This window comes from Streptomyces sp. NPDC001153 (assembly GCF_053598315.1).
The window spans coordinates 40,729-62,552 of sequence record NZ_JBSFJZ010000052.1 but is presented as its reverse complement, the minus strand read 5'-3'; the positions used below and the strand labels follow the sequence as shown (position 1 = coordinate 62,552).

Below are 21,824 nucleotides of genomic sequence, written 5' to 3'. Positions count from 1 at the left end.
AGATCCGGGCGGCGGTCCAGCGGTTCGTGGAGGAGCTGCGCCGCCAGGACCCGGCGCAGACCATCAAGACCGGCCTGCGCGACACCCGGCACGTGGTCTTCGACGGCGGCAGGATGCTGCTGTGGGCCACCACCTTCGAGACCGAGTGGGACCCCTACGTCGACGACGCGATCCTGACCGTCGGCTTCGAGCACTTCGCGGACTGGCTGCAGCACACCACCGAGTGGGACGAACTGTTCGCCTGGGTCGAGGAGGCCGGCGGCATGAACGCGCTGACCGACATGGACCGCCCGGACTTCGAGGACAACGTCCGCAACTCCACCGCCCGCCTGAAGAAGATCCTCCAGGACGGCCAGGAGCAGGCCGCCTCCTACTTCAACCCCCTGGGCACCCTCACCATGCCCCAGGTCGTCAAGGCCCAGAAGCTCGACGCCGCCTTCCAGGAAGTCCTCGACGACCCCGCCGCCGAGGAAGCCCTCGCCCACCCCGCCCTCGAGCCCCTCCTCGCCCAGGCCGCCAGCTGACCCGCTGACCCCCACACCCCTGGGAGGGGGTGGCACCTCCCACCCCCTCCCAGGAACCCCACCGGGCGTGACGACCGCGCCCTCGCTACACAGTTCTGGAAGGCATCATGACCACGGTCAAGGGCAGCGCCCTAGAACTCGACGACATCCAGGCAGCCGCCCTGGAGCCACGCCCGACGCCCTACGCGGGCTCCTACCTCGCCCTTCGCATCGACGACCGGCGGCAGGGACGCGAGCTGCTGCGGCGGCTCACCCCCGTCCTCGACTCGGTCGCCTCGTTCGACCCGCAGCGTCAGGTCTCGCTCGCGGTGGCACTCAGCTTCCAGGGCCTGAAGGCCCTGGGTGTGCCCGAGGAATCGCTGGCCACCTTCCCGCCCGAGTTCCGGGAGGGCATGGCCGCGCGGGCGGAGGAACTCGGTGACGTGGGGGACAGTGCGCCGGAGAACTGGGAAGGCCCGCTGGGGTCGGAGGACGTGCACGTCATCCTGGCCGCCCTCGCCCCGGACGACGCCCGTCTGGAGACGATCGTCCTCCTGGCCCGTGACGCCCTGCGCGATCTGCCCGGGGTAGTCCCCATCTGGCAGCAGGACGTCCACGTCGGACCGGACGAGAAGGAGCCGTTCGGCTTCCGTGACGGCATCGGTCAGCCGGCCATCGAGGGCACAGGGATTCCCGGCACCAACCCCCGAGAAGTCCCGCTCAAAGCAGGCGAGTTCGTCCTTGGGTACGAGGACGAGACCGGCGGCATCGAACCCGTTCCGCAGCCCGAGGTGCTCGGCCGCAACGGAACGTACGTGGTCTTCCGCAAGCTGCACACGCGAGTGGCGGAGTTCCGTCAGTACATACGCGACCGAGCCAAGGACCGCGCGGACGAAGACCTGATCGCGGCCAAGTTCGTCGGTCGCTGGCCCAGTGGCGCCCCGCTGGCACTGACGCCGGACAAGGACGATCCGGAACTCGGTGCCGATCCCGCGCGCAACAACGACTTCATGTACGGCGACGACCCGCAGGGCCTGAAGTGCCCCGTGGGCTCCCACGCCCGCCGGATGAACCCGCGGGACGCGGTCGTCACCGGTGAGGTGCGCCTGCACCGCATGATCAGGCGCGGCACGACCTATGGTCCGCCGCTGCCCAAAGGTGTGCTGGAGGACGACGGCGCCGACCGCGGAATCATGTTCGCCTTCGTCGGAGCCCACCTTGCGCGGCAGTTCGAGTTCGTCCAGCGGCAGTGGTTGAACGACGGCAAGTTCATCGGGGCCCCCGACGAGAAGGACCCGCTGATCGGCGGAAACGAGGACGGCCAGTTCACCATCCCGCGCGAGCCGATCCGCCGCCGCTTCAAGGGGCTTCCGCCGTTCGTCGTCAACCGGGGCGGCGAGTACTGCTTCATGCCCGGTCTGTCGGCGCTGCGCTGGATCGCCGACCTCGACACCTGACCTCTCCCCGCCCGCAACACGACAAGGAGCTTTCTCATGGCTGACCACTTCTCCGGGCCGCGCGTCATAGCCGACCCCGCATCCGACATCTGCGACGTGTACGCCTTCCCGAGCCCGGAGCGGCCGGGGAACCTGGTGCTCGTCCTCAACGTGCTGCCGGCCTCGGCCCCCACGGCGCTGTTCTCCGACGTGATCACCCACCGTTTCCGTGTCCGGCCGGTCACGTCCGTGACCGAGGGCCCCGCTGCGACCTTCCAAGTCGGCGACGACGAGTACCTGTTCGACTTCACCTTCGACGCCCCCCACCAACTCGACGGCGCCGACACTCTCATACAGATGGGCACGTGCCGGGCGCCCGGCGGCCGGACGGTCGCCTTCCAGGTCGGCAACGAGGTGCCCACCGAGGCCGAAGGCCTGAAGATCTTCGCCGGGTCGCGGCTCGACCCGTTCTTCATCGACTTCGTGGGCGTGATCGCCACCGACATGACGGGGAAGCTGGCCCTCAGGCCCGACGCCGACAACGTCCTGGAGGGCCTGAACTGCCTGAGCATCGTCCTGGAGGTCGACGCCGCGGTGCTCGGCCCGGCCGCCGGTTCCCTGGTGGCGGTCGTCGGCGAGACCCTGACCTCCGGTGGCGGCCGCCCGATCCAGCTGGAGCGCATGGGCCGGCCGGAGATCAAGAACGTGGTCCTGTCGAGCAAGAAGTACGACACGGTCAACCGCGATCTGGAGATCCGCGACCTCTACAACGAGGAAGACACCTTCAACATCCGGCCCGACTACGCGGGCGCCTACCGCGCGCGGTTCAACGCCAACCTGGCCTGGTTCGACGGCCTGGACGGCAAGACCGACTGGCCGCTGGACGAGCAGGGCAACCACCCGCTGACCGAACTGCTGCTCGCGGACTTCCTCGTCGTCGACCTGTCCAAGCCCTTCTCCGAGGACGGCTGCTTCGAGATCGAGACCGCCCTGGTCGCCGGCCGCCCGCACACCACCTGCGGTGGCCGCTCGCTCAACGACGACATCGTGGACACGCTCTACACCCTGCTCGTGGGCGGTGTGGACGGCGAGCGTCTCAGCGACGGCGTCGACCAGGCGACCAAGCCCGCCACTCACACCTTCCCCTACCTCAACACTCCCAACCCGACCCCGCCGGACCTGGGCGCCCGCCTGGCCGCGATGATGCCTCCCGAGGAAGCGGCATGACCGGGGTGTCCGCCCAGGTGTGCGAGCCGGTCACGACGAGCGGCACCATCGCCGTCATGAATCTGCGGGGGCAGATCGACGGGCTGGCCGTACGGCTCAGCCGAACGGGTGCGGGGAAGGCGCAGGGAGCTCACTCGGCGGCGACGGCGCCTCTGGCGGTGGCCCAAGGGGCAGCCCTGATCGACCTCCTCAACCTCCGGGGCCATCTCCTGGGCCGCGTCACCGACTACGAACAGGCGGCGGCCCTGGCTGAGCGGCTGGTGCAGGCGGCACCGGACGACGCCACCGCCCTCCTCGCCCGAGCCAGGTCCCGAGCGACCCTGCACCGCTTCGCCGACGCCGCCGCCGACCTCGGCGCGGCGGGCCGCAACGGCGCGAGCGAGGCCACACTGGACGCGGAACGAGCCGTGGTCCTGCAGGCCCTCGGCTGCTTCACGGATGCCATGGCTCTGATCCACAAAGCGGGAGAGCGGCAGAGCCAGTTCACCACGTTCGGCGCACTCGCCGTGCTCCACGCGGAGCGCGGGGAGGTCACCGAGGCGGAGCGGCTGTTCGACGAGGCGCGGCGACACTACCGGGCGACCTCGCCGTTTCCGCTGGCCCAGCTGGACTTCAGGCGCGGTGTGATGTGGCACCGCGAGGGTGACCTCGATGCGGCCCGCTCCTGGTACGAAGCCGCGCGGCAACGGGTACCCGGCTACGCGCCGGCACTCGGCCATCTGGCCGAGGTCGAGCTGTCGCGAGGAGCGTTTCACGCCGCTGTCGACCTCCTGCGTCCTCTCACCCGCAGCAGCGACGACCCGGAGTACGCCGCCCATTTCGCGGCTGCGCTGCACGCAGTCGGCCGGGTCCACGAGGCGAAACAGTGGCGCGAGCGTGCGGCAGCGCGTTACGACGAACTGGTGCTGCGTCACCCAGAGGCCTACGCCGACCACGCAGCCGACTTCTGGCTCACCGTGGGGGCCGACGCTGACCGCGGGCTCCAGCTGGCGATGCAGAACCTCGCATTCCGCCAGACAGCCCGAGCCCATGCCCTGTACCAGCGCGCTGTCTTCGCGCAGAACCGGGTCGCACTGGCTGCCCCATAGCCGCCGAGCGGCGGCCATGGGGCCCGACGGGGTCGGCCGGACGTCAGAGGGTGCGTCCGGCCGACCCCGCACCCGGGGGCAGACGCGGCCCGAGGCCTCAACGGGCGACGCCCTAACCCTCGTCTCCTGAGCAACATCCCTTACTCGTTGGTGGTTCCACGGGCCGTTGCAGCCCCTGGAGCCGCAACCACTACTCAAGAAGGCCCACAACGATGGACACCATGCTGGCAGGACGCGTCCACCTGGACACGAAGAAGTTCCTGGTGGAGGAGATCCCGGTCCCCGAGCCCGGACCGGGCGAAGTACTGATCGAGGTGAAGGCGGCCGGGGTGTGTCTCTCCGACCTCCACCTCATCGACGGCAGCATCTCGCCGGTGCACCTGAAGTCCGATGTGCTCACCCTCGGGCATGAACTCTCCGGTGTGATCCATGCCCTGGGCCCCGGCCTCAAGCGGAACCTGGCCGTTGGCACGCGGGTCGCCCTGCAGGCAGGACAGCCCTGCCGTGAGTGCGCCACCTGTGTCAGGGGCGGCACGTGCACATCGTTCCGCGGCCGTGGCGTCGACTACGACGGTGGCTGGTCCCAGTACACGATCGCCCGTGAGGACACCGTCGTCCCCATCCCCGACTCACTTCCCTTCGACCAGGCGGCGATCATCCCTGACGCCGTCTCCACCTCATACGCGGCTCTCGTCGAGACCGTGCAGGTGCGTGCCGCCCAGTCGGTGGGCATCTGGGGAGTCGGTGGAGTGGGCGCACACGCCGTCCGGCTGGCCCGCATGATGGGCGCCGCGCCCATCATCGCCGTCGACCCGCTGCCCCGTGCGCGCGAGCGAGCGCTCGCGTTCGGCGCGGACATCGCGCTCGACCCCACCGACCCCGGCTTCGCCGAGGCCGTGCTGCGGGCCACCGAGGGACTGGGACTGGACTACGCCTTCGACTTCGCGGGCGTTCCCCGGGTCCGGGAACAGGCGTCACCCCTTCTCGGGAACCGAGGCGCGCTGGTCCTGGTGGGTATCACCATGGAACCTCTGACGATCTCCGAGAAGATGACCTTCAACTTGAAGAACAAGAAGGTGTACGGACACTACGGATCCTCGTTCGACCACGTCTACGAGCTGATCCGGTTGGCCGGCAGCGGCCGTCTCGACCTCGCCCCGTCCATCACCGACCACATCCCCCTGGCCGATGCCCCGGAGGCGATCCACCGCCTGGAGCGCAAGATCGGTGACCCGATCCGTCTCATCCTCGTGCCCTGACGACTCGCCCTGAGCACGCGAGCGTGCCGGCCGCGCACTCGTCGGAGACGTGCGGCCGGCGGGTCCCGCGACGATCAGGGCTGCGCAGAACGAGGCCGAATGCGGCGCATACGCCCTGATCGACGGGCCGCAGCGGCGAGGCCCATGGCGCGACCGACATCCACAACTGCCGCCCAGGACAACCGACATGCGCAACCCACGCGACACTACCGCACCCATCGACAGCAGTGATACGACCGGCTTGCCGACTGCCACGGTCCGCACCCGTGTGACGGTTCCGCTTCGCTTCGGCGACGGCTATACGGTGACCGCCGACCTCGTTACCTTCCACAGCCTTGCCGACGACCAGGAACATGTGGCCGTCGTCCTCGGCCCGTCAAACCCCGACCAGACCCCGCTGGTGCGTCTCCACTCCGAGTGCCTGACCGGCGACGTCTTCGGTTCGGCCCGCTGCGACTGCGGACCCCAGCTGCGCGAGGCGGTCGAGCGCATCGCCGACCGCGGCGGAGTCCTGCTCTACCTCCGCCAGGAGGGCCGCGGCATCGGCCTCTACAACAAGCTCGACGCCTACGCCCTCCAGGACCAGGGACTCGACACCTACCAGGCGAACGCCGCGCTCGGCCTTCCGGAGGACGCCCGCGACTACACGGCCGCCGCGCAGATGCTCGCCGCCCTCGGCATCGGCGAGCTCGACCTGCTGTCCAACAACCCCGACAAGGCCGGTCAGTTGGGCTCCTTGGGCGTCACCGTACGCCACCGGGTTCCGACCGGCGTCTTCACCACGGCCCACAACGTCCGCTACCTCCGCGCGAAGGTCCTCCAGACCCAGCACACCCTGCCGCTGACGGACCTGACGGCAGGCTGAAGGCCGATGCCCGTCGTCGGCGGCGGGCCAGTGCAGAATGCGCTTCACGGCCGATTGGCCGAAAGATCGAGCGTCACGTCCAGGAACAGGCCCCCTGAGCTGTAACCAACCCACGGCGGCCGACCTTGACGAGGGTGCTGCGGGCGTCCATTCCGTAGCGCCGGGCCGTCCCCCGCGTGGCGCAGGAGCTGGAACAGACGCCTGCCCAACTGAGACTGAGCGATTGGGTGTCGATCCTGACGTCTCGGTCCTGAAGCGGGCGGACGAGATCGTCGACGGAGTCCATCCAGGCGAAGAGGTCGCAGCTGGCGCAGCCCATCTGGTCGGTCACCGCGACGAAGGCGCGCAAGGGGCAGTTCAGGCGCCTGCCCTCTGCCCGGCGAGTGAGGGGTTGACGCGGGTGACACCGTGCTCGACCTCTTTCGGCTCCCGCTCGAGCGGGACGAGGCACTGCGCGTCCACCGAGGGCCTGGTGAAGGCTGAGCTGCTGCACAGCGGCACTGGAGGGCGTGCGGTGGGCCGGCGGTCAGTCCAGGCTGCTCAGCAGCGTTCGGCCCTCCTCCCGGGCGGCGGCCGCCGCCGCCTCTCCGAGCCCGCACAGGCGCAGGCACGACGACGCGATGGCCTCGGTGTCAGCCGCGTCCGGCTCACGGGAGCGCCGTATCTGGATGACGACCTCCACCAGCTGGATCAGCAGTTCACCGAGCCGCTCGGCGGGCAGGCCGCGCGCGACGTCCTCGGTCGCCGCCAGGGCGCCCAGCGTGCCGTAGCTCGACTGCAGACGGCCTCGCTCGGTCCGGAAGGCGTTGAACCGCTCGGCTCGCACTTCCGGCAGCAGATAGAGCGTGCCGATGTTGTACGGAGTGCGGGAGAGGGTGCGTACGTCCATCGCGGCAACGGCGTACAGCGCGGCGGCCGGATTCGCCCGCTCGGGCACCAGCGCCCGGATCCGGTCCACCATCTGCAGACTGGGCCGGACAGACGTCGCCAGCAGCTCGGCGAGGATCTCCTCCTTGGTGGCGAAGTGGTAGTAGAGGGAGGCCTGCCTGATGCCGACCCGCTCGGCGATCATGCGGGTGCTGGTGCTGGTGATCCCATGGTCGACGAAGAGCGCCCCGGCGGCGTCGAGGATCTGTTCCCGGGCGGAGGTGCCGGGGTCGGACGGCGGCGTGTGCCGGGGCCTGCCTTGACGGGGACGCGTCGTCGTCATGGCCCCCATCCTGCCACCAGGTGTCCGCCCCGCGGCCTCCGGTCACGCGGACGCCGTGTACGCCCGCCAGCCACCGAAGCGGGTGATGTCGGGCGCGCCCTCGACGGCGTACGGCTCGACGAGGAAGCCGCAGACCTGCCGCCCGTCGGCCAGTTCGACGGTGCCGATGGTCATCGGCGCGGGCACGGCGGCGGTGAACGCCCCGAACCCGGCAGCGGGCAGCCGCCAGATCTCGCCCTCGACGCCCGTCCGCGCGTCGCCGCCTGACGCCGTGGCGTGACCCGCCCCGGCGCCGGTGTCGCGCCCGCCCTCGGTGACCCGGAGCAGGCCGGGCTTGGGCGGCTCGGTGGCCAGGGCGTACAGCCGGTAGCCGTCTGCGGTGCGGGCCGGGCCGACCAATGTGGCGCCGGCTTGCACCAACTGGGCATTGAGCGGCTGGCCGGTGAGGTGGGCGCCGACCACGAACAGGTCGACCCCGGGGTTGGCGAACCGCTCGGCCAGCACGGCCAGGGCGCGGTCGGAGAAGGCCGGTCCGGTGAACATCACGCCGAACGGCAGGCCGTCCACGAACCCGGCGGGAACGGCGAGCGAGGCGCAGTCCAGCAGGTTGGCGAAGTTGGTGAACCGTCCCAACCGGGCGTTGGCGCCGACCGGGTCGGCCGCCACCTCGTCGAGGGTGGGATGCCAGGTGGTGGTCGGCGTCAGGAGAGCCGTACAGCCGTCGAGCACCGCGCGTCCGGCGGCGCCGAGCGCGGCGAGCCTGGCGGCGTCGGTGGCCCAGTCGGCGGCGGTCTTCTCCCGGCCTGCCAGCACGATGGCGGCGACGGTCGGATCGAGGTCCGCCCCGATCAGGTCGCGGTGCTTCTCCAGATGCGCGCCCACGGCGGCGTACCGCTCGGCGACGAACGCGCCGCCGTACAGCAGTTCCGCGGCCTGAAGCAGCGGGGTGATGTCGGTTTCGACGATCTCCGCCCCGGTGCCCGCCAGGCGGGCGACGGCAGCGTCGAAGGCCTCGTGCCAGCCGCCGGCCATGCCCTTCAGATGCTCCCCAGCCGGTACGGCGATCCGCGGGCGCGCGGGGGGCGGCGGGAGCTGGGTGCCGGTGCGGGAGAGCGGATCGGCCGGATCGGGGCCCTCGACGAACTCCGCGGCGGTGCGGGCGAGTTGCAGGTCGCGGGCGAAGACGGTCACGCAGTCGAGCGTGTAACAGGCGGGGACCACCCCGGTCACGGGCACCAGACCCTTGGTGGGCTTGACGCCGACGATGCCGTTGAGGGCGGCGGGCACCCGCCCGGAGCCGGCCGTGTCGGTACCTAGTGCGATGTCGGCGATGCCCAGCGCCACCGCGACGGCGGATCCGGAGGACGACCCGCCGGAGATGCGGGCCGCGTCCCAGGCGTTGCGCACCGCGCCGTAGGGGCTGCGGGTGCCGACCAGGCCGGTGGCGAACTGGTCCAGGTTGGTCTTGCCGAGCACCACCGCGCCGGCCGCGCGCAGCCGGGCCACCGCGGGCGCGTCGGCCTGCGGTTCGTAGGCGTACGACGGGGCGCCCGCGGTGGTGGGGAGGCCGGCCACGTCGATGTTGTCCTTGACGGCCACCACCAGGCCGGCCAACGGCAGCGCCGGGTCGATGCCGGCCGCCTCGGCGAGCACCTCCTCGCGTGGCCTGAGGCTGATCCAGATGTCGGGCCGGCCGACGCCCTCGATCCGGTCGTAGGCGGCCTGGACGCGTGCGGCCGGTGTCATGGCGTTCATGCCCGCACCGCCGCGAGGATCTGGCCGGGGGCGACCTGCTCACCGGGCTTGACGTAGATCTCCAGCAGTGTCCCGGCGGTGGGGGCGTTCACGGTCGACTCCATTTTCATCGCCTCCAGGGAGAGGATCGCATCGCCGCTCGCGATGGTGGCGCCCGGTGCGGCGGCGATCTGCCAGACGGTGGCGGTGAACGGCGCGGTGACGGGGACCGCGCCGTCCGGCAGGGTGACGGCAGCAGTGGCGGTCACGGGTTCGGGATCGTCGTCGCGGTCGAACTCTCCCGCGGCTCGCCAGCGTTGCTTCTCAGCTTCGAAGGCGGTGCTCTGCCGCCGGCGGAACGCGGCGATCGAGTCGGCCTCCGCGGCGAGGAAGGCGTTGTACTCGGCGATCGAGAAGGTGCCCTCCTCGGTCGGGAAGTCACCGCGCCCGGCGTCGGTCTCGGCCCGCAGTTCGAGCAGTTCCTCCGCGGTGACGGGATACCACTCGATGCGGTCGAAGAAGCGCAGCGCCCACGGCGAGTCCTGGAAGAGGCCGCCCTTGCGGAACCGGTTCCAGATCTGCACGGTGCGGCCGACGAACTGGTAGCCGCCGGGGCCTTCCATGCCGTAGATGCACAGGTAGGCGCCGCCGATGCCGACGGAGTTCTCCGCGGTCCAGGTGCGGGCCGGGTTGTACTTGGTGGTCACCAGGCGGTGCCGCGGGTCGAGCGGGGTGGCGACGGGGGCGCCGAGATAGACGTCGCCGAGGCCGAGCACCAGGTAGGAGGCGTCGAAGACGGTGCGGTAGACGTCGTCCGCGGTCCGAAGGCCGTTGACACGGCGGATGAACTCGATGTTCCACGGGCACCACGGGGCGTCATCGCGCACCCCGGCCATGTACCGCTCGATGGCGAGCCGGGTGGCCGGGTCGTCCCAGCTGAGCGGCAGCCGCACCGTGCGGGAGGGGACCACCAGTTCGTCGCTGGGCGGGACTTCGCCCTCCAGTTCTCGCAGCAGGGCGGTGAGGTCACGGGCCTTGAGTCGGCGGGCGTCGGTGTGGATCTGGAGGGAGCGGATGCCCGGGGTGACGTCGAGGACGCCGTCGGGCGTGTGCGCGGCGAGGGTCTCCTGCAGGGCGTGGACCCGCATCCTCAGGCCGAGGTCGAGCACCATGGGGCCGTACTCGACCAGGACGTTGTCGTCGCCGTCCCGGCGGTAGGTGACGGCGGGGCGGGCATCGGTGGCCTCCAGGCGGCCGAGAACGCCGTCGTCGCCGTCTCCGCCCGTGCTGATCAGCGTGGGGGAGGAGCGGCGGGCATCGAGGGCGGCCGCCTCGGCTTCCCTGACCGGTACGAAGCGGACGGTGTCGCCGGGGCGGAGCTGGCCGAGCTTCCACAGTTCGCCGCTGGCGACCACCGCGGGGCAGACGAACCCGCCGAGGGACGGTCCGTCGGGGCCCAGGATGATCGGTGTGTCGCCGGTGAAGTCGAGGGCACCCACCGCGTACGGCGTGTCGTGGATGTTGGAGGGGTGCAGGCCCGCCTCACCGCCGTCCTGGCGGGCCCACCGCGGCTTGGGACCGATCAGGCGGACGCCGGTGCGGGCCGAGTTGTGGTGGACCTTGTAGTCCGTGGCGTAGAGGGTGTCGATGTCCTCGCGGGTGAAGAACTCGGGCGCCGCGTGCGGCCCTTCGGTGACACCGATCTGCCAGTGCGAGGTGATCGCCGGCCGGCGCTCGGGCGGGGTGGGGCCGCCGCCGGCGGTCGGCGAAGTTCCGGGCCGCAGTACGTCTCCGGCGCGCAGCGCCCGACCGGCGTGCCCGCCGAAGCCGCCGAGGGTGAACGTGGAGGCGCTGCCCAGGTATTCGGGTACGTCGATGCCGCCCCGGACGGCCACATAGCTGCGCAGGCCCGGCCCCCGGCAGGCACCGAGCGCCAGAGTGGCGCCGGCCGCGACCGTGACCGGCTCCCACAGGGCTGCCGCGCTGCCGTCCACCGTGACCGGGACCGGAGCGCCGGTGACGGCGACCACGGTGGCGGCCGAGAAGCGCAGGGTCAGCCCGCCCGCGGTGACCTCCAGGCCAGGCGCCTGGGCCGGGTTGCCGACGGCCAGGTTGGCCTCGGCGAAGGAGACGGCGTCGAAGGGGCCGCTCGGTGGCACGCCCACGTGCCAGTAGCCGAGTCGGCCCGGGAGGTCCTGGACAGTGGTCATCGCGCCTGGCACCAGGACGTCGATGCGCGGATCGGGGTCGGCCGTGGTGGCGAGCGTGCTGGTACTGTGCACGGCCTCGCGCACCTCGCCCCGCGAGGTCAGCTCGCGCAGCAGGCCCAGGTTGGTGACGATGCCGTCGACCCGGCTCGCGGCCAGGGCCTGGCCGAGCACGTCGAACGCGGCCTCCCGGGTGGGGCCCTTCGCGATCACCTTGGCGAGCATGGGGTCGTAGTACGGGGAGACCTCCAGACCGGTTTCGGCAAAGCCGTCGACGCGCACGCCGGGCATGTCGTCGGCGCCCTGGCCGGGGAAGGCCGCCCGGGTGATCAGGCCCGAGGACGGCAGCGACTCCTTGCCGGGGTCCTCGGCGTAGACGCGGGCCTCCACGGCATGCCCGGCGGCCGTCCACTCCCGCTCGAACACCGCGTCCTCGACCCCGCCGTCGCGGGCCAGGGCGAGCATGAGTTCGACGAGGTCGACGCCGTACGCCTCCTCGGTCACCGGGTGTTCGACCTGGAGGCGGGTGTTGACCTCCAGGAAGGCGGCCTCCTCGCGCGCGGGGTCGTAGACGAACTCCACGGTCCCCGCGCCCCGGTAGCCGACCGAGGCGAGCAGCCGGCGGGAGGAGTCGTGCAGCAGTGCCCGCACATGAGGAGGCAGGGCCGGGGCCGGGGCCTCCTCGATCACCTTCTGGTTGCGGCGCTGCAACGAGCAGTCCCGGTCGCCGAAGACGGCGATCCGGCCGGTGCCGTCGCCGAAGACCTGCACCTCGACATGGCGGGCGGGGCGCACCAGGCGCTCCAGGAACACCCCTGCGGATCCGAAGTTGGACTCCGCGAGTGCCGCGACGCGGGCGAAGGCCCCGCGTACCTCGTCGGCGGTGGCGCAGGCCTGCATGCCGATGCCGCCGCCACCGCCGGTGGCCTTGACCATCACGGGCAGCCCGATCGAGGAGGCCGCGGTGACTGCCTCCTCGGCGCTTGCGAGCAACTCCGTCCCGGCCAGCAGCGGCACTCCGGCGGCCTTGGCCAGGGCGCGCGCGGTGTGCTTCTCACCGAAGGCGGTGATCTGGTCGGCGGTCGGTCCCGCGAAACGCAGACCGGCCTCCTCCACGGCACGGGCGAAGACGGTGTTCTCGGAGAGGAAGCCGTAGCCGGGGTGGATGATGTCCGCGCCATGGGCGAGCGCGGCCTCGATGATCGCCTCCCCGCGCAGATACGACGCGCGGGCGGGCGCCGGACCGATGCGGACCGCGTGATCGGCCTCGCGGACGTGCGGGGCGGCCCGGTCGGCGTCGGAGAAGACGGCGACGGTGCCCAGGCCCATCCTCCTGGCGGTGCGGATCACACGGCGGGCTATCTCACCGCGGTTGGCGACGAGAACGGCGGTGGGGCGGATCACGCGCCCTCCTTCGCGGTGCGAGCGGCTTGCGCGGACCGTGGGTCGACGTCGGCCGGTGCCGGCTCCACGACGATCATCCGCAGCGGAGTGGGGTTGAAGTCGTTGCACGGGTTGTTCATCTGCGGGCAGTTGGACACCATCACCAGCACGTCTGTCTCGGCGCGCACCGCAACCCGGCGGCCCGGCGCCGACATGCCGTCCACGATGCCCAGCGCGCCGTCCGCCTCGACGGGCACGTTCATGAACCAGTTGAGGTTGGAGACGATGTCCCGCACCCCGAGGCCACGCCGCCCTGCCTCGGCGAGGAAGTTCTCACGGCAGCCGTGCTGGAACATCACATGATGGCCGTAGCGAAGGGTGTTGGACTCCTTGCCACACGCGCCGCCGATGGTGTCCTGGCGGTCGACCTCGTTGGCGACGACGGTCATCAACGGGCGGCCCTCGCTGCTGCGCAGCACGGTGCCGGTGCGCACATAGGCGTTGCCCTGCCAGGCCAGGGTGTCGGGGACGCTGTAGCGCTCCTCGGGATCGTCGGCGTTGTAGAGCAGACAGTCGGCCGACTGGTTGCCGCCGACATCGACGATCGTCAGGACGTGCCCCGTCCGCACCACCGCCGACCAGGGCGCATTGGGGGCCACCGTCTCGTCCAGGACGACTTCGCCTTCGACCAGGCTCGCACCCCAGTCCAGGGGGGAGCCCTCCGCGTGAACGGCGCCGACCGGGACGGTGGAGGCGACCGTGCCGCCGGCGGCGGTCGGGCAGCTGACGGGCCTGGTCCCGGTCCGTGTGGTCGCCATGTCACAACCCCCGGGCTTCGCAGTAGTCGACGGTGTTGAGGTACGCCCGGTGCAGTTCCGGAGTCGCCGTGAACCGCGGCTCGTCTCGGCCGGTCGGGGCACCGCGCCAGGCGTGCACCCGCAGTGGGCCGACCACATAGCCGGGACGAGGATCCAGCGGATGGGCGGCATTGGCGACCAGCACCAACAGGGGCATCTCCGCGACGAGTTCGACATGCGTACCCGCCCCCGCGCTGCCCTGCCAGGCCAGGGTGCCGTCCGCCTCGACGCGCACGCCCTGGAAGAAGGACAGGCCGGGTGGCAGGTCGCGCCGGCTCAGACCGTGCTTGGCGGCCGCCTTGAGGAAGAGCCCGCGGCCGGACGGCGATGGCCCCTCGGGGCGGGCGTCACCGTACTTGCGCTCGTTCCAGGCGTCGGTGGTGGTGCCGCAGAAGGCGTCGTGCCGGCCGGAGGAGTCGGCGCTGACCACCGCCAGGATTCGGCCGTCACCGGAGAGCAGCGGATGGTTCTGGCCCGGATACGCCTGCCACGGCACCTTCTGGGTGTCGGCGACGTTCAGCCGCTCCACCGGCTCCAGGGCGTTGAAGAGCAGCAGGTGGGCGCAGGCGTCACCGCTCGGGTCGTCGAAGCGCAGCCGCGTACCGCGGGCGAGGACCTTGTGCGTGTAGCCGCCGGGCGCCACCGTCTCCGCCCACACCAGGGCGGCCGCGTCCACACCCGGCGGGCAGTACGGGCTGTCCGACGCCGGAAGGTACGGCATCCACGCGCCGGCCTGCCCGCCCTGGGCGCGGGCGTCGTCGCGGGCGCTTCGGACGCTGTCGGTCAGGTGCAGATCACGGGCGCGGGCGGGAGCCTGCCCGGTCGGGTAGCGGCCGTGCTGCGGTACGGCCGTCGAGCTCTCGGTGGGGGTCATGGAGTGTCCCGTCGTCCCTTCGTCGGTACGTCATCGATGCGTCCCCTCGTGTCACACGGGCGCTCATCAGGCGGGCTCGGCGACGGCCTGCGCGTCCAGGGGCGGCTCGGTGTGCGTGTGCGGTACGTGCCTCAGCTCGATACGGTGGTGCAGCCGGCGGGGGAGGAAGTAACCGGCACCGGCGGCGAGGCTGAGCCCGATGAACAGCGGGGCGCTCCACCGCAGCCACCATGTGCCGCCGGTGAGGTCGTAGATCTCCGCACGGGGCCAGATCAGATTGACCGTCATGCCGGCCTGGTAGAGCACGGCGAGCGTGTTGACCGCCACTCCCCACCGGCCCAGCGAGAACAGAGGCCGGCCGGTCTCGTCGACGCCTGTCGGCAGCCCGCCGCTGCCCCTTCGCCGGATCCGGGTGACCAGCAGGGGCACCGTCACGCCCAGATAGGCCAGGTACAGCAGGGCGATGCAGAGGCTGGACAGGGCGGTGAAGACCGCCGACTGGCGGATGTTGACCACGAGCGCGATCGCGGCGCCGACGCCCACCACCACCGACGTGGTGATCGGCGTACCGGTGCGGGCCGAGACCTTGCCGAGGCGCCGGTGGAAGGGCAGGGCGCCTTCGCGCGCCATGGAGTACATCATCCGCGCCCCGGAGGTCTGCACGGCCAGGGTGCAGGCGAACACAGCGACCGCCACGCAGCACAGCAGCAGGCGGCCCAGAACCCCGCCGAGCCGGTCGGTGAGCACCCAGGACAGACCACCGGCCGCCAGTTTTCCGTCGGTCAGGCTGCGCGCCGCCATCAGCCCCGAAAGGATCAGCAACGCGCCGCCGACACCCGAGGTGATCAGGGCCCGCAGGATGGTCCGGGGAGTGGTTCGGCGCGGGCGGTGGGTCTCCTCCGCCAGCTCGCCCGCCGAGTCGAAGCCGACCATCACGTACGCCGCCATCAGTGAGGACGCGAGGAAGGCCCCGAAGTAGCCGCCGTGACCGGCCCAGCCCGTGGGATGGGCCACCACCTGCGGACCACGCTCGGGCAGGAAGAACAGAATCAGCACCAGTGCGAGCACGCCGATGATCTCGACCGTGACGCCGAAGCTGGTGGCGGCGGCCATCTGGCGGATGCCCAGGATGTTCACCGCCGTGGTGATGACCAGCAGGACGCATCCCAGCAGGACCGCGTTCTGCGCGCCGGTCGGGGAGCCCACCGACGGATCGGCGCCCGGACCGCCGACGATCTGGAACCCGGACCAGATGCCCGGCAGTACCGCCTGTGCCGCGATCGCGGCCGCCGCGACCGTGAGTATCTGTCCGATGATCATGATCCAGCCGACGAACCAGCCCGTCGTGGTGCCGGCCAGCCGGCTCGACCACTGGTAGATCGCCCCGGATATGGGCCAGCGTGCGGCCAGTTCGGCGAAACAGAGTGCGACGAGCAGTTGGCCCGCGAAGACCAGCGGCCAGGTCCAGAAGAACGTCGCGCCGCCGAGGCCGAAGCCCAGCCCGAACAGCTGGAAGACGGTGGTGAGGATCGACACGAAGGAGAACCCCGCGGCGAACGACGCGAAGCTGCCTACGCCGCGGTGGAGTTCCTGCTGGTAGCCGAAGAGGGGGTGGCCGGTCGTGGCACCGTCGCCAGGGTCCTGCGCAAGGGGGAGTTCGGGCCGGCTCATCGCCGCACCTCCGATCGGTCGACAGATACCTGTCGCTTGATAGGTATTGCGATCGTCGGCCGGACCGGTCTCACACCCGAGTCCGGGAAGTTAACTTCGTGTATCCGCGAGGCTGCCTCGGAGATGACCGCGTGCCGGCACTTGGCGGTGTCCTCACAGCGGGTGCTTCCGCGCGAGGCGCAGGATCAGACGCGACAGGGCCGCCGGCAGGACTCCTCTCACCCCGTCGCTCGAACAGCGAGCACAACACCTGCGACTACGCCCACGATCCCGTTCACCGGCTCGGGTGTGCACGAGTGATGACAGGTACTCAGGTCAGGCGGTGGTCGTCACGCCGGGGGAAGAAGACGCGAACGGGCAGCAGCAGCCCGGCGAGCGACAGGACGATGAACACCACCTGGTGGACATGGTCCTTGCCCGGCGGCAGTCCTCCCGCCAAGTGGGCGATCCAGAACGCCGGGTAGTACCACTGCGCATACCACGCCCACCGTTCCCCGCGGCGGAACGGTACGAGGGTGATCAGCACACCGAACAGGCCCATACCGGTCGCGGCCACACCGTCGGCCCGCATGAGCTGCTTGTCGCCGGCCCCCGGTGCGACCGCGGCGACGACACCGAAGACGAGGATGCCAGCACCGACGATGAGCAGGCAGATCCACGCTGCCTTCAGGCGCGCGCTGTTGTGCTGCATGAGCGGTTCGTACCCGCTTCCGGCGAAGGAGACGCAGAGCGCCTGCCGTGACCGAGGGTGCCGAGACCGGACGAGGCGATGGGGGCGGAGTGCTGCCGGCTTCCGGGTACGGACGAGGTGGCCCAGCCGCTTGTCGGCGTGCGCTGAAAGAGGTCTCAGAGGACGAGTCCGTCTTGAGCCACGACGACCGTATCGTCAGCCGTCAACTCGCTCGGACACAGAGACAGCCAGGTCCGGACGCCCGCTGACGTCACCGCCCTCCTCGCGAACAGCAGCCGCACAGGGATCAAAGCAGCATGTTGATTCTCTGCGAGCCCTTACCACCGGGGCAGTACCGCAGAACGGTGCGTCAGCAAATGGAAGCAGTACCGGGCAGTGCCCAGCTGGTACGGCAGCCGCGACCACGGCTTCCACAGCACCCTCACTCCTTCGCGGCCGGGGCTCCGCGAACCGGAGGAAGGAGATCATCGTGGAGTCTCAGCGCTCCCTGGGGCCGTGCACGTTCAGGCGCTCACGTTGCCTCACTGAGGTGGGGAGGGCGCAACGCGGCTCGATCGGTGCCGGGGACGAGGCGGCCTATCGGAGGCCGTGGCGGTCGAGGCGGTGGATGAGGCCGGGTCGGCGCTGGCAGTCCTCGCGCAGGCGGGCCAGGCGCTGGTGGAAGTCGGTGTGCTGTCGGGCGTGGGCGTAGGCGTCGCGCAGTTCCGCGAGGAGGCTGACGGCCTGGTCGTAGCAGCTGGTCTTCTTGGTGGCGATGTGCGCCTCGATCTGCTGCCAGACGGATTCGGCCTCGCCTGCGAGAGCGGTCAGATGCCGGGCGCGGGCGGTGGCCCGTTCGTGTTCGGCGCGCTGCCGGCGTTCGGTGCGCAGGGTGTGGGCGGCGTCCAGGAGGTGGGCGGCGGACCGGCGCCCGGGGACCGTGGTGGGGGCGTCGGCGCCGCGCAGGCGGTGCAGGAGTTCGGTGTGCAGCCCAGGTTCCGGGCCGAGGGCGAGCCGCAGCAGCAGAGCGTCCTTCTCCTTCTGGGGCATTGCGGCGATCAGCGGGGCGAGTTCCTTCTTCGCAGGCCTGGTCAGCTTCTTGGATGCGGCGGGACTGGCCTGGGCCGCGACTGCCAGCAGATCGTCGTCCACGCGCAGGAAATCCGCGAGCGCCCGCTGCGGGGCGGTCAGTTCGCCGAGCCCGGCCGGGACGGGCGGTTCGGGGCAGGTCCGGTACTCCTCTTCGTCGTCGTCATCGAGTTCCCAGGCGGCGAGCGCTGAGAGCCAGGCCAGGTAGAGGGGGCGCAGGTCGCCGGTGGTGAGTTCGTCGCGTACGCCGATGAGGGCGGACAGCGAGTCGTCGGCGCCCTCGATCCAGTCGCCGCCCTCGTCCTCGCTGGTCAGGTCGAGCAGGAGGTGGGTGCGCGTGGTCCAGGCCTCGATGCGGTGGTCGAGACAGTACGGCCGCACCGCCGGCAGGGCCAAGGTCTGCTTGGGCAGGCGGAGCATCAGCCGGTGGGTGCCCCAATTGGTCACGTACAGGTGGGCGTCGAAGTAGCGCTCGACCATTTTGCGCGGATTGGCGCTCAGGTCGCCCCAGTCGTAGGTGTTGGTGAAGCTGGTGGCGGTGATCCGGGCCCGGGTGGAGATGGCCCTCAGCTGCTCCTGTTCCTCGCGGCTGAGCGGCCGGTCGAGGGCCTGGAACTCGTAGTACTGGTACTCGCTCACACGGCGGACCCTATCGCCGCCGCGGGTGGGCTCGGACGCGGATGGACCACGGCAGCGGAGCCGACCGGAGGCAGCGATCAAACGTCATAGGGTGAGCCGAGGCGAGCCGTGGCGGGGAGGAGCGGGCTGTGGCGGTGTGGACCGAGCGGGCGATGGAGCATGATGCAAGAACGGAGCTCGCGGCCGTGCTGCAGCTGGTTGCCGCGGGCAGGCTGCGGTGCGGCGACAAGACGAAGCGCCCCTCCGCGGCCACCCTCCGCGCACTGGGCGAGGTCCTCACCGGCAGTGACTTCTACGAGGGCGAGGCGGTCAGGGCATTCGCCTGGCCGCTGCTGCTCCAGGCCGGCGGCCTTGCCGAACTATTGGGCGGCCGACTGGAGTTGACCGCGCGGGGCAGCAAGGCGCTGGCCGCGCCCGCCCACGAGACGATCCGGCACCTGTGGCGGCGCTGGCTGAGCCACGGGGCACTGGACGAGTTCAGCCGCATCGAGGCAGTCAAGGGGCAGCGCGCGGCGAACGTCCTCAGCGCGGCCGGCCCGCGCCGCAGGGCGGTGGGTGCGGCGCTCGCCGAGTGCTGCACGCCAGGGGAATGGATGGCGGTGGACGAGCTGTTCAAGGCGATGCGTACCGCAGGGCATGACCCGTACCTGGTCCGTTCCGAGCGGGCGCTGTGGACGCTGTACCTGGAGGACGCGCAGTACGGCAGCCTCGGCTACGACGGACACCACGACTGGCCGGTGCTGCAGGGCCGCTACACCCTGTGTGTGCTGTTCGAGTACGCGGCCACCCTCGGCCTCGTTGACGTCCGGTACATCGACCCGGACGGCGCCCGGGACGACTTCCGCCACATGTGGGGTGCCGACTGGCTTCAGCGGCTCAGCCGCTACGACGGGCTGCTCGCCATCCGGTTGAACCCGCTCGGGGCGTACGCGACGGGGCGCACCGACGCCTACCGACCGGGCCCGGAGCCCGCCGCCGGGGCGCGGAGCCCGGTCAGGGTTCTGCCGAACTTCGACATCGTGGCACTCGACGGCCTGGCCCCCGCCGAGGCGCTGCTGCTCGACGCGTTCGCAACCCGGTCCACCGACCGTGTCTGGACGCTGTCCACCGCCTCCCTGCTGAAGGCCCTCCACGCGGGCCGAGGTCTGGAGGAGCTGCGCCGCTTCCTCGCCGAGACCAGCACAGGAGAGGAACTGCCGCAGACCGTCACGGCTTTGCTGGCCGACGCCGCCTCCCGCGCCGAGAAGGTACGGGATCTGGGTACGTGCCACCTGCTGGAGTGCGTGGACGAGGCGCAGGCCGTGATGATCGCGAAGGACCGCAGGGCGGGCGCGCTGTGCTCCCGGATCGGCCCAAGGCATCTCATGGTGGCCCCCGGCGACCTGCCGGCCGTCCGCGCCGCGCTGCTGAAACTCGGTTGCGTACTGCCCGCCCGGACCTGAACGGGAGGTTCACGTCCAGGGTGCGGTCCGCGGGGCTCGGGCACGTTCTCGGAGCGCGGTGAGGGCGGCGACTCGGCCGGTGGGGGTGAGGGAGATCGTGGCGCGGCGGCGGTCACGGTACGCCAGGAAGCCGAGGGCCTCGCCGGGACGCAGCCACTGCCACAGGAAGTGGCGGGTGTCGTCGCGTCGTGGCGCGGAGCCGTCGGGGAGGGTGAACACCTCGGCGGCCAGGGTGTGAACGGCGGCGGTGAGGTCGTCGAGCGTGAGTTTTCCGCCGAGCAGGGCCGCCGCGGCGGCTTCGGCGAGTTCGGCTCGGACACCGTCGCCGAACCACGCGCGGGCGGCCGTGGCCTGCAGCAGGGCCGGGTCGGCGAGGCGTTGTCGGCCGCGGGTGGTCAGGGCGAGCTTTCGGTGCCGCTTGGCGAGCAGCCGAGCCGCGCGGGCCAGTTCATGCAGTTCGGCGAGGCGAACGACGTCGTACTCGGCGCGCGGCACCATGCCCGGCAGATACCAGTCGTAGCGCTCGGCGGCCTCGATGACCAGAGTCCGCGGCAGGTAGCCGGCCTGGGTCAGCGTCACCCCGTCGCCTACCGCCTCCAGTAGCCAGCGCAGGGGTTCGCGGTCCCACACTTTCCTTGTGTCGTCTGCCCGCGTCATGTGAGCCCTTCCCCGTCGAGTTCCTGGGTCAGTTCGATGGACCGGCGCGGTACCCGGTCCCGATGGAACGCCGGCCGGTCCGCAGCCCGGAGCACGGCACGGGCGCTCGCGGCGTCACCACGTTGCAGGGCGTAGGAGACCATGGCCTCCAGCGGTTGCCAGTCCTCGGCGCCCAGCACGGTCGCGGTGGCGGCGAATCGGTCCGCCGCCCCGGCCGCGACCTGGGCGTAGGCGCGAAGGCCCAGGATCTCGCGAGCGCGGAAGTCGAGGCGGGCCGAGGCGTACTCGCTGTGCAGCGCACGGGCCAGAGTCTCCACCAGGTCCACATCGCTGCCGACCCCGGCGTGCAGGAACAGCTCGGCCTCCTGCCGGTACGTCCCGCCGAAATCACCGACCTCAACGAGGAGCTCAAGGAAGTCCTGCAGAACACGTCGGCGGGCATCGCCGTCCGCCGCCAGGGGACGGCGACGCACTCGGCCACCGCCCGGCGCAGCCACTCGCCCAGTGTGCCGCACGAGTCGTCGCACACCCGCAGCGCCCGCGCCCGCACGCCAACGCGGCCCGGCGGACAGCCGGCAACCTCGCCGCCCCGACTGCTTCCCCCACCTGGGCGACGGTGGTTTCGGCCAGAACCTCTGCCACCGCCATCGTCGCCCACTGGCCATGATGCCGATCCAGATCCACAACCCCGGCGAATGCTTCGTAAGGCCCCTGCGGCGACACCGGGAAAGCGCGGCCACGCCCCTGTCACAGCCCGCTCGGACAGCCGCCGACTCGGAGTCCAGCGCATGGGCGCCGTCTTCGCCCGCCCCTCCAGCGCCTGCTTCCACACCTTGGAACGAGCCCGGGCGACGACCCTCGGGTCACGTACCGCGCCTCAGGCCAGCTCGCCCGCGCCGAGCGCGTCCGCCGCAAGGCGCTCCGTAGATCCACCAGATGACTCCACAACGGTTCCAGATACGCCCCGCGCATCACCCCACCCGACCGCTCCCGCGTCAGGCGAACCTCGAAGG

18 protein-coding genes are annotated in these 21,824 nt (G+C 71.2%); 7 read left to right on the top strand and 11 right to left on the bottom strand.

Going from position 1 to position 21,824, the window contains the following annotated elements; all coding sequences use genetic code 11:
* The 6 genes from ACWDEN_RS40560 to ACWDEN_RS40535 form a co-directional block, all read left to right on the top strand.
* The coding region (locus tag ACWDEN_RS40560; protein ID WP_450862982.1) for a hypothetical protein at nucleotides 1-524 on the top strand (524 nt) is incomplete at its 5' end.
* A 107-nt stretch (nucleotides 525-631) separates the two neighbouring features.
* On the top strand, nucleotides 632-1,960 hold the full coding sequence (locus tag ACWDEN_RS40555) for a Dyp-type peroxidase (protein WP_450862980.1): 1,329 nt from the start codon (nucleotides 632-634) through the stop codon (nucleotides 1,958-1,960).
* Between the two features lie 36 nt (nucleotides 1,961-1,996).
* Nucleotides 1,997-3,166 carry a DUF4331 family protein gene (locus ACWDEN_RS40550; protein WP_450862978.1) on the top strand — a complete coding sequence of 390 codons (1,170 nt, stop codon included), beginning with the start codon at nucleotides 1,997-1,999 and terminating at the stop codon, nucleotides 3,164-3,166.
* Nucleotides 3,163-4,254, top strand: a complete 1,092-nt coding sequence (locus ACWDEN_RS40545; protein WP_450862976.1) for a tetratricopeptide repeat protein — start codon at nucleotides 3,163-3,165, stop codon at nucleotides 4,252-4,254. Before ACWDEN_RS40550 ends, ACWDEN_RS40545 begins: the two co-directional genes overlap by 4 nt.
* Before the next feature lie 212 nt (nucleotides 4,255-4,466).
* The gene (locus tag ACWDEN_RS40540) at nucleotides 4,467-5,513 is read left to right on the top strand and encodes a zinc-binding dehydrogenase (RefSeq protein ID WP_450862974.1); all 1,047 of its coding nucleotides are present in this window, start codon (nucleotides 4,467-4,469) and stop codon (nucleotides 5,511-5,513) included.
* A gap of 187 nt (nucleotides 5,514-5,700) precedes the next feature.
* On the top strand, nucleotides 5,701-6,378 hold the full coding sequence (locus tag ACWDEN_RS40535; RefSeq protein ID WP_450862972.1) for a GTP cyclohydrolase II: 678 nt from the start codon (nucleotides 5,701-5,703) through the stop codon (nucleotides 6,376-6,378).
* Nucleotides 6,379-6,451: 73 nt separating this feature from the next.
* On the opposite strand, the gene ACWDEN_RS40530 is transcribed toward ACWDEN_RS40535, so the two are convergent.
* The 9 genes from ACWDEN_RS40530 to ACWDEN_RS40490 form a co-directional block, all read right to left on the bottom strand.
* A complete protein-coding gene (locus ACWDEN_RS40530) occupies nucleotides 6,452-6,664 on the bottom strand; it encodes a hypothetical protein (RefSeq protein WP_450862986.1) in 213 nt (70 codons plus the stop codon).
* A gap of 240 nt (nucleotides 6,665-6,904) precedes the next feature.
* The gene (locus tag ACWDEN_RS40525; RefSeq protein ID WP_351605346.1) at nucleotides 6,905-7,588 is read right to left on the bottom strand and encodes a TetR/AcrR family transcriptional regulator; all 684 of its coding nucleotides are present in this window, start codon (nucleotides 7,586-7,588) and stop codon (nucleotides 6,905-6,907) included.
* A gap of 42 nt (nucleotides 7,589-7,630) precedes the next feature.
* A complete protein-coding gene (locus ACWDEN_RS40520) occupies nucleotides 7,631-9,334 on the bottom strand; it encodes an allophanate hydrolase (RefSeq protein WP_351605425.1) in 1,704 nt (567 codons plus the stop codon).
* A 5-nt stretch (nucleotides 9,335-9,339) separates the two neighbouring features.
* Entirely contained in the window at nucleotides 9,340-12,933 is a 3,594-nt protein-coding gene (gene uca, locus ACWDEN_RS40515) for an urea carboxylase (RefSeq protein WP_351605344.1), read from the bottom strand.
* A complete protein-coding gene (locus tag ACWDEN_RS40510; protein ID WP_351605341.1) occupies nucleotides 12,930-13,730 on the bottom strand; it encodes an urea amidolyase associated protein UAAP2 in 801 nt (266 codons plus the stop codon). The genes uca and ACWDEN_RS40510 overlap by 4 nt, the downstream gene beginning before the upstream one ends.
* Before the next feature lies 1 nt (nucleotide 13,731).
* Nucleotides 13,732-14,643 carry an urea amidolyase associated protein UAAP1 gene (locus tag ACWDEN_RS40505; RefSeq protein WP_351605338.1) on the bottom strand — a complete coding sequence of 304 codons (912 nt, stop codon included), beginning with the start codon at nucleotides 14,641-14,643 and terminating at the stop codon, nucleotides 13,732-13,734.
* 66 nt (nucleotides 14,644-14,709) lie between these two features.
* The gene (locus tag ACWDEN_RS40500; protein ID WP_450862969.1) at nucleotides 14,710-16,314 is read right to left on the bottom strand and encodes an amino acid permease; all 1,605 of its coding nucleotides are present in this window, start codon (nucleotides 16,312-16,314) and stop codon (nucleotides 14,710-14,712) included.
* Nucleotides 16,315-16,624: 310 nt separating this feature from the next.
* Entirely contained in the window at nucleotides 16,625-17,005 is a 381-nt protein-coding gene (locus ACWDEN_RS40495) for a hypothetical protein (RefSeq protein WP_450862967.1), read from the bottom strand.
* 576 nt (nucleotides 17,006-17,581) lie between these two features.
* On the bottom strand, nucleotides 17,582-18,712 hold the full coding sequence (locus tag ACWDEN_RS40490; protein ID WP_450862965.1) for a hypothetical protein: 1,131 nt from the start codon (nucleotides 18,710-18,712) through the stop codon (nucleotides 17,582-17,584).
* A gap of 185 nt (nucleotides 18,713-18,897) precedes the next feature.
* Here ACWDEN_RS40490 and ACWDEN_RS40485 point away from each other — a divergent pair, with 185 nt between their 5' ends.
* A complete protein-coding gene (locus tag ACWDEN_RS40485) occupies nucleotides 18,898-20,154 on the top strand; it encodes a helicase-associated domain-containing protein (RefSeq protein WP_450862963.1) in 1,257 nt (418 codons plus the stop codon).
* 9 nt (nucleotides 20,155-20,163) lie between these two features.
* Here ACWDEN_RS40485 and ACWDEN_RS40480 read toward each other — a convergent pair whose 3' ends face one another.
* Together ACWDEN_RS40480 and ACWDEN_RS40475 are read right to left on the bottom strand one after the other, a co-directional pair.
* Nucleotides 20,164-20,811, bottom strand: coding sequence for a hypothetical protein (locus tag ACWDEN_RS40480; protein ID WP_450862961.1), 648 nt, complete (start codon nucleotides 20,809-20,811; stop codon nucleotides 20,164-20,166).
* Nucleotides 20,808-21,284 (bottom strand): hypothetical protein, encoded by a 477-nt coding sequence (locus tag ACWDEN_RS40475; protein ID WP_450862959.1) that lies wholly within the window; start codon nucleotides 21,282-21,284, stop codon nucleotides 20,808-20,810. Before ACWDEN_RS40475 ends, ACWDEN_RS40480 begins: the two co-directional genes overlap by 4 nt.
* Between the last annotated feature and the right edge of the window lie 540 nt (nucleotides 21,285-21,824).

What these genes read in the sequence shown, in the direction of transcription:
- ACWDEN_RS40555 (WP_450862980.1), top strand. Translation starts at nt 632, where the DNA reads ATGACCACGGTCAAGGGCAGCGCCCTAGAACTCGACGACATCCAGGCA.
- ACWDEN_RS40550 (WP_450862978.1), top strand. Translation starts at nt 1,997, where the DNA reads ATGGCTGACCACTTCTCCGGGCCGCGCGTCATAGCCGACCCCGCATCC.
- ACWDEN_RS40545 (WP_450862976.1), top strand. Translation starts at nt 3,163, where the DNA reads ATGACCGGGGTGTCCGCCCAGGTGTGCGAGCCGGTCACGACGAGCGGC.
- ACWDEN_RS40540 (WP_450862974.1), top strand. Translation starts at nt 4,467, where the DNA reads ATGGACACCATGCTGGCAGGACGCGTCCACCTGGACACGAAGAAGTTC.
- ACWDEN_RS40535 (WP_450862972.1), top strand. Translation starts at nt 5,701, where the DNA reads ATGCGCAACCCACGCGACACTACCGCACCCATCGACAGCAGTGATACG.
- ACWDEN_RS40530 (WP_450862986.1), bottom strand. Translation starts at nt 6,664, where the DNA reads ATGGACTCCGTCGACGATCTCGTCCGCCCGCTTCAGGACCGAGACGTC.
- ACWDEN_RS40525 (WP_351605346.1), bottom strand. Translation starts at nt 7,588, where the DNA reads ATGACGACGACGCGTCCCCGTCAAGGCAGGCCCCGGCACACGCCGCCG.
- ACWDEN_RS40520 (WP_351605425.1), bottom strand. Translation starts at nt 9,334, where the DNA reads ATGACACCGGCCGCACGCGTCCAGGCCGCCTACGACCGGATCGAGGGC.
- ACWDEN_RS40510 (WP_351605341.1), bottom strand. Translation starts at nt 13,730, where the DNA reads ATGGCGACCACACGGACCGGGACCAGGCCCGTCAGCTGCCCGACCGCC.
- ACWDEN_RS40505 (WP_351605338.1), bottom strand. Translation starts at nt 14,643, where the DNA reads ATGACCCCCACCGAGAGCTCGACGGCCGTACCGCAGCACGGCCGCTAC.
- ACWDEN_RS40500 (WP_450862969.1), bottom strand. Translation starts at nt 16,314, where the DNA reads ATGAGCCGGCCCGAACTCCCCCTTGCGCAGGACCCTGGCGACGGTGCC.
- ACWDEN_RS40495 (WP_450862967.1), bottom strand. Translation starts at nt 17,005, where the DNA reads ATGCAGCACAACAGCGCGCGCCTGAAGGCAGCGTGGATCTGCCTGCTC.
- ACWDEN_RS40480 (WP_450862961.1), bottom strand. Translation starts at nt 20,811, where the DNA reads ATGACGCGGGCAGACGACACAAGGAAAGTGTGGGACCGCGAACCCCTG.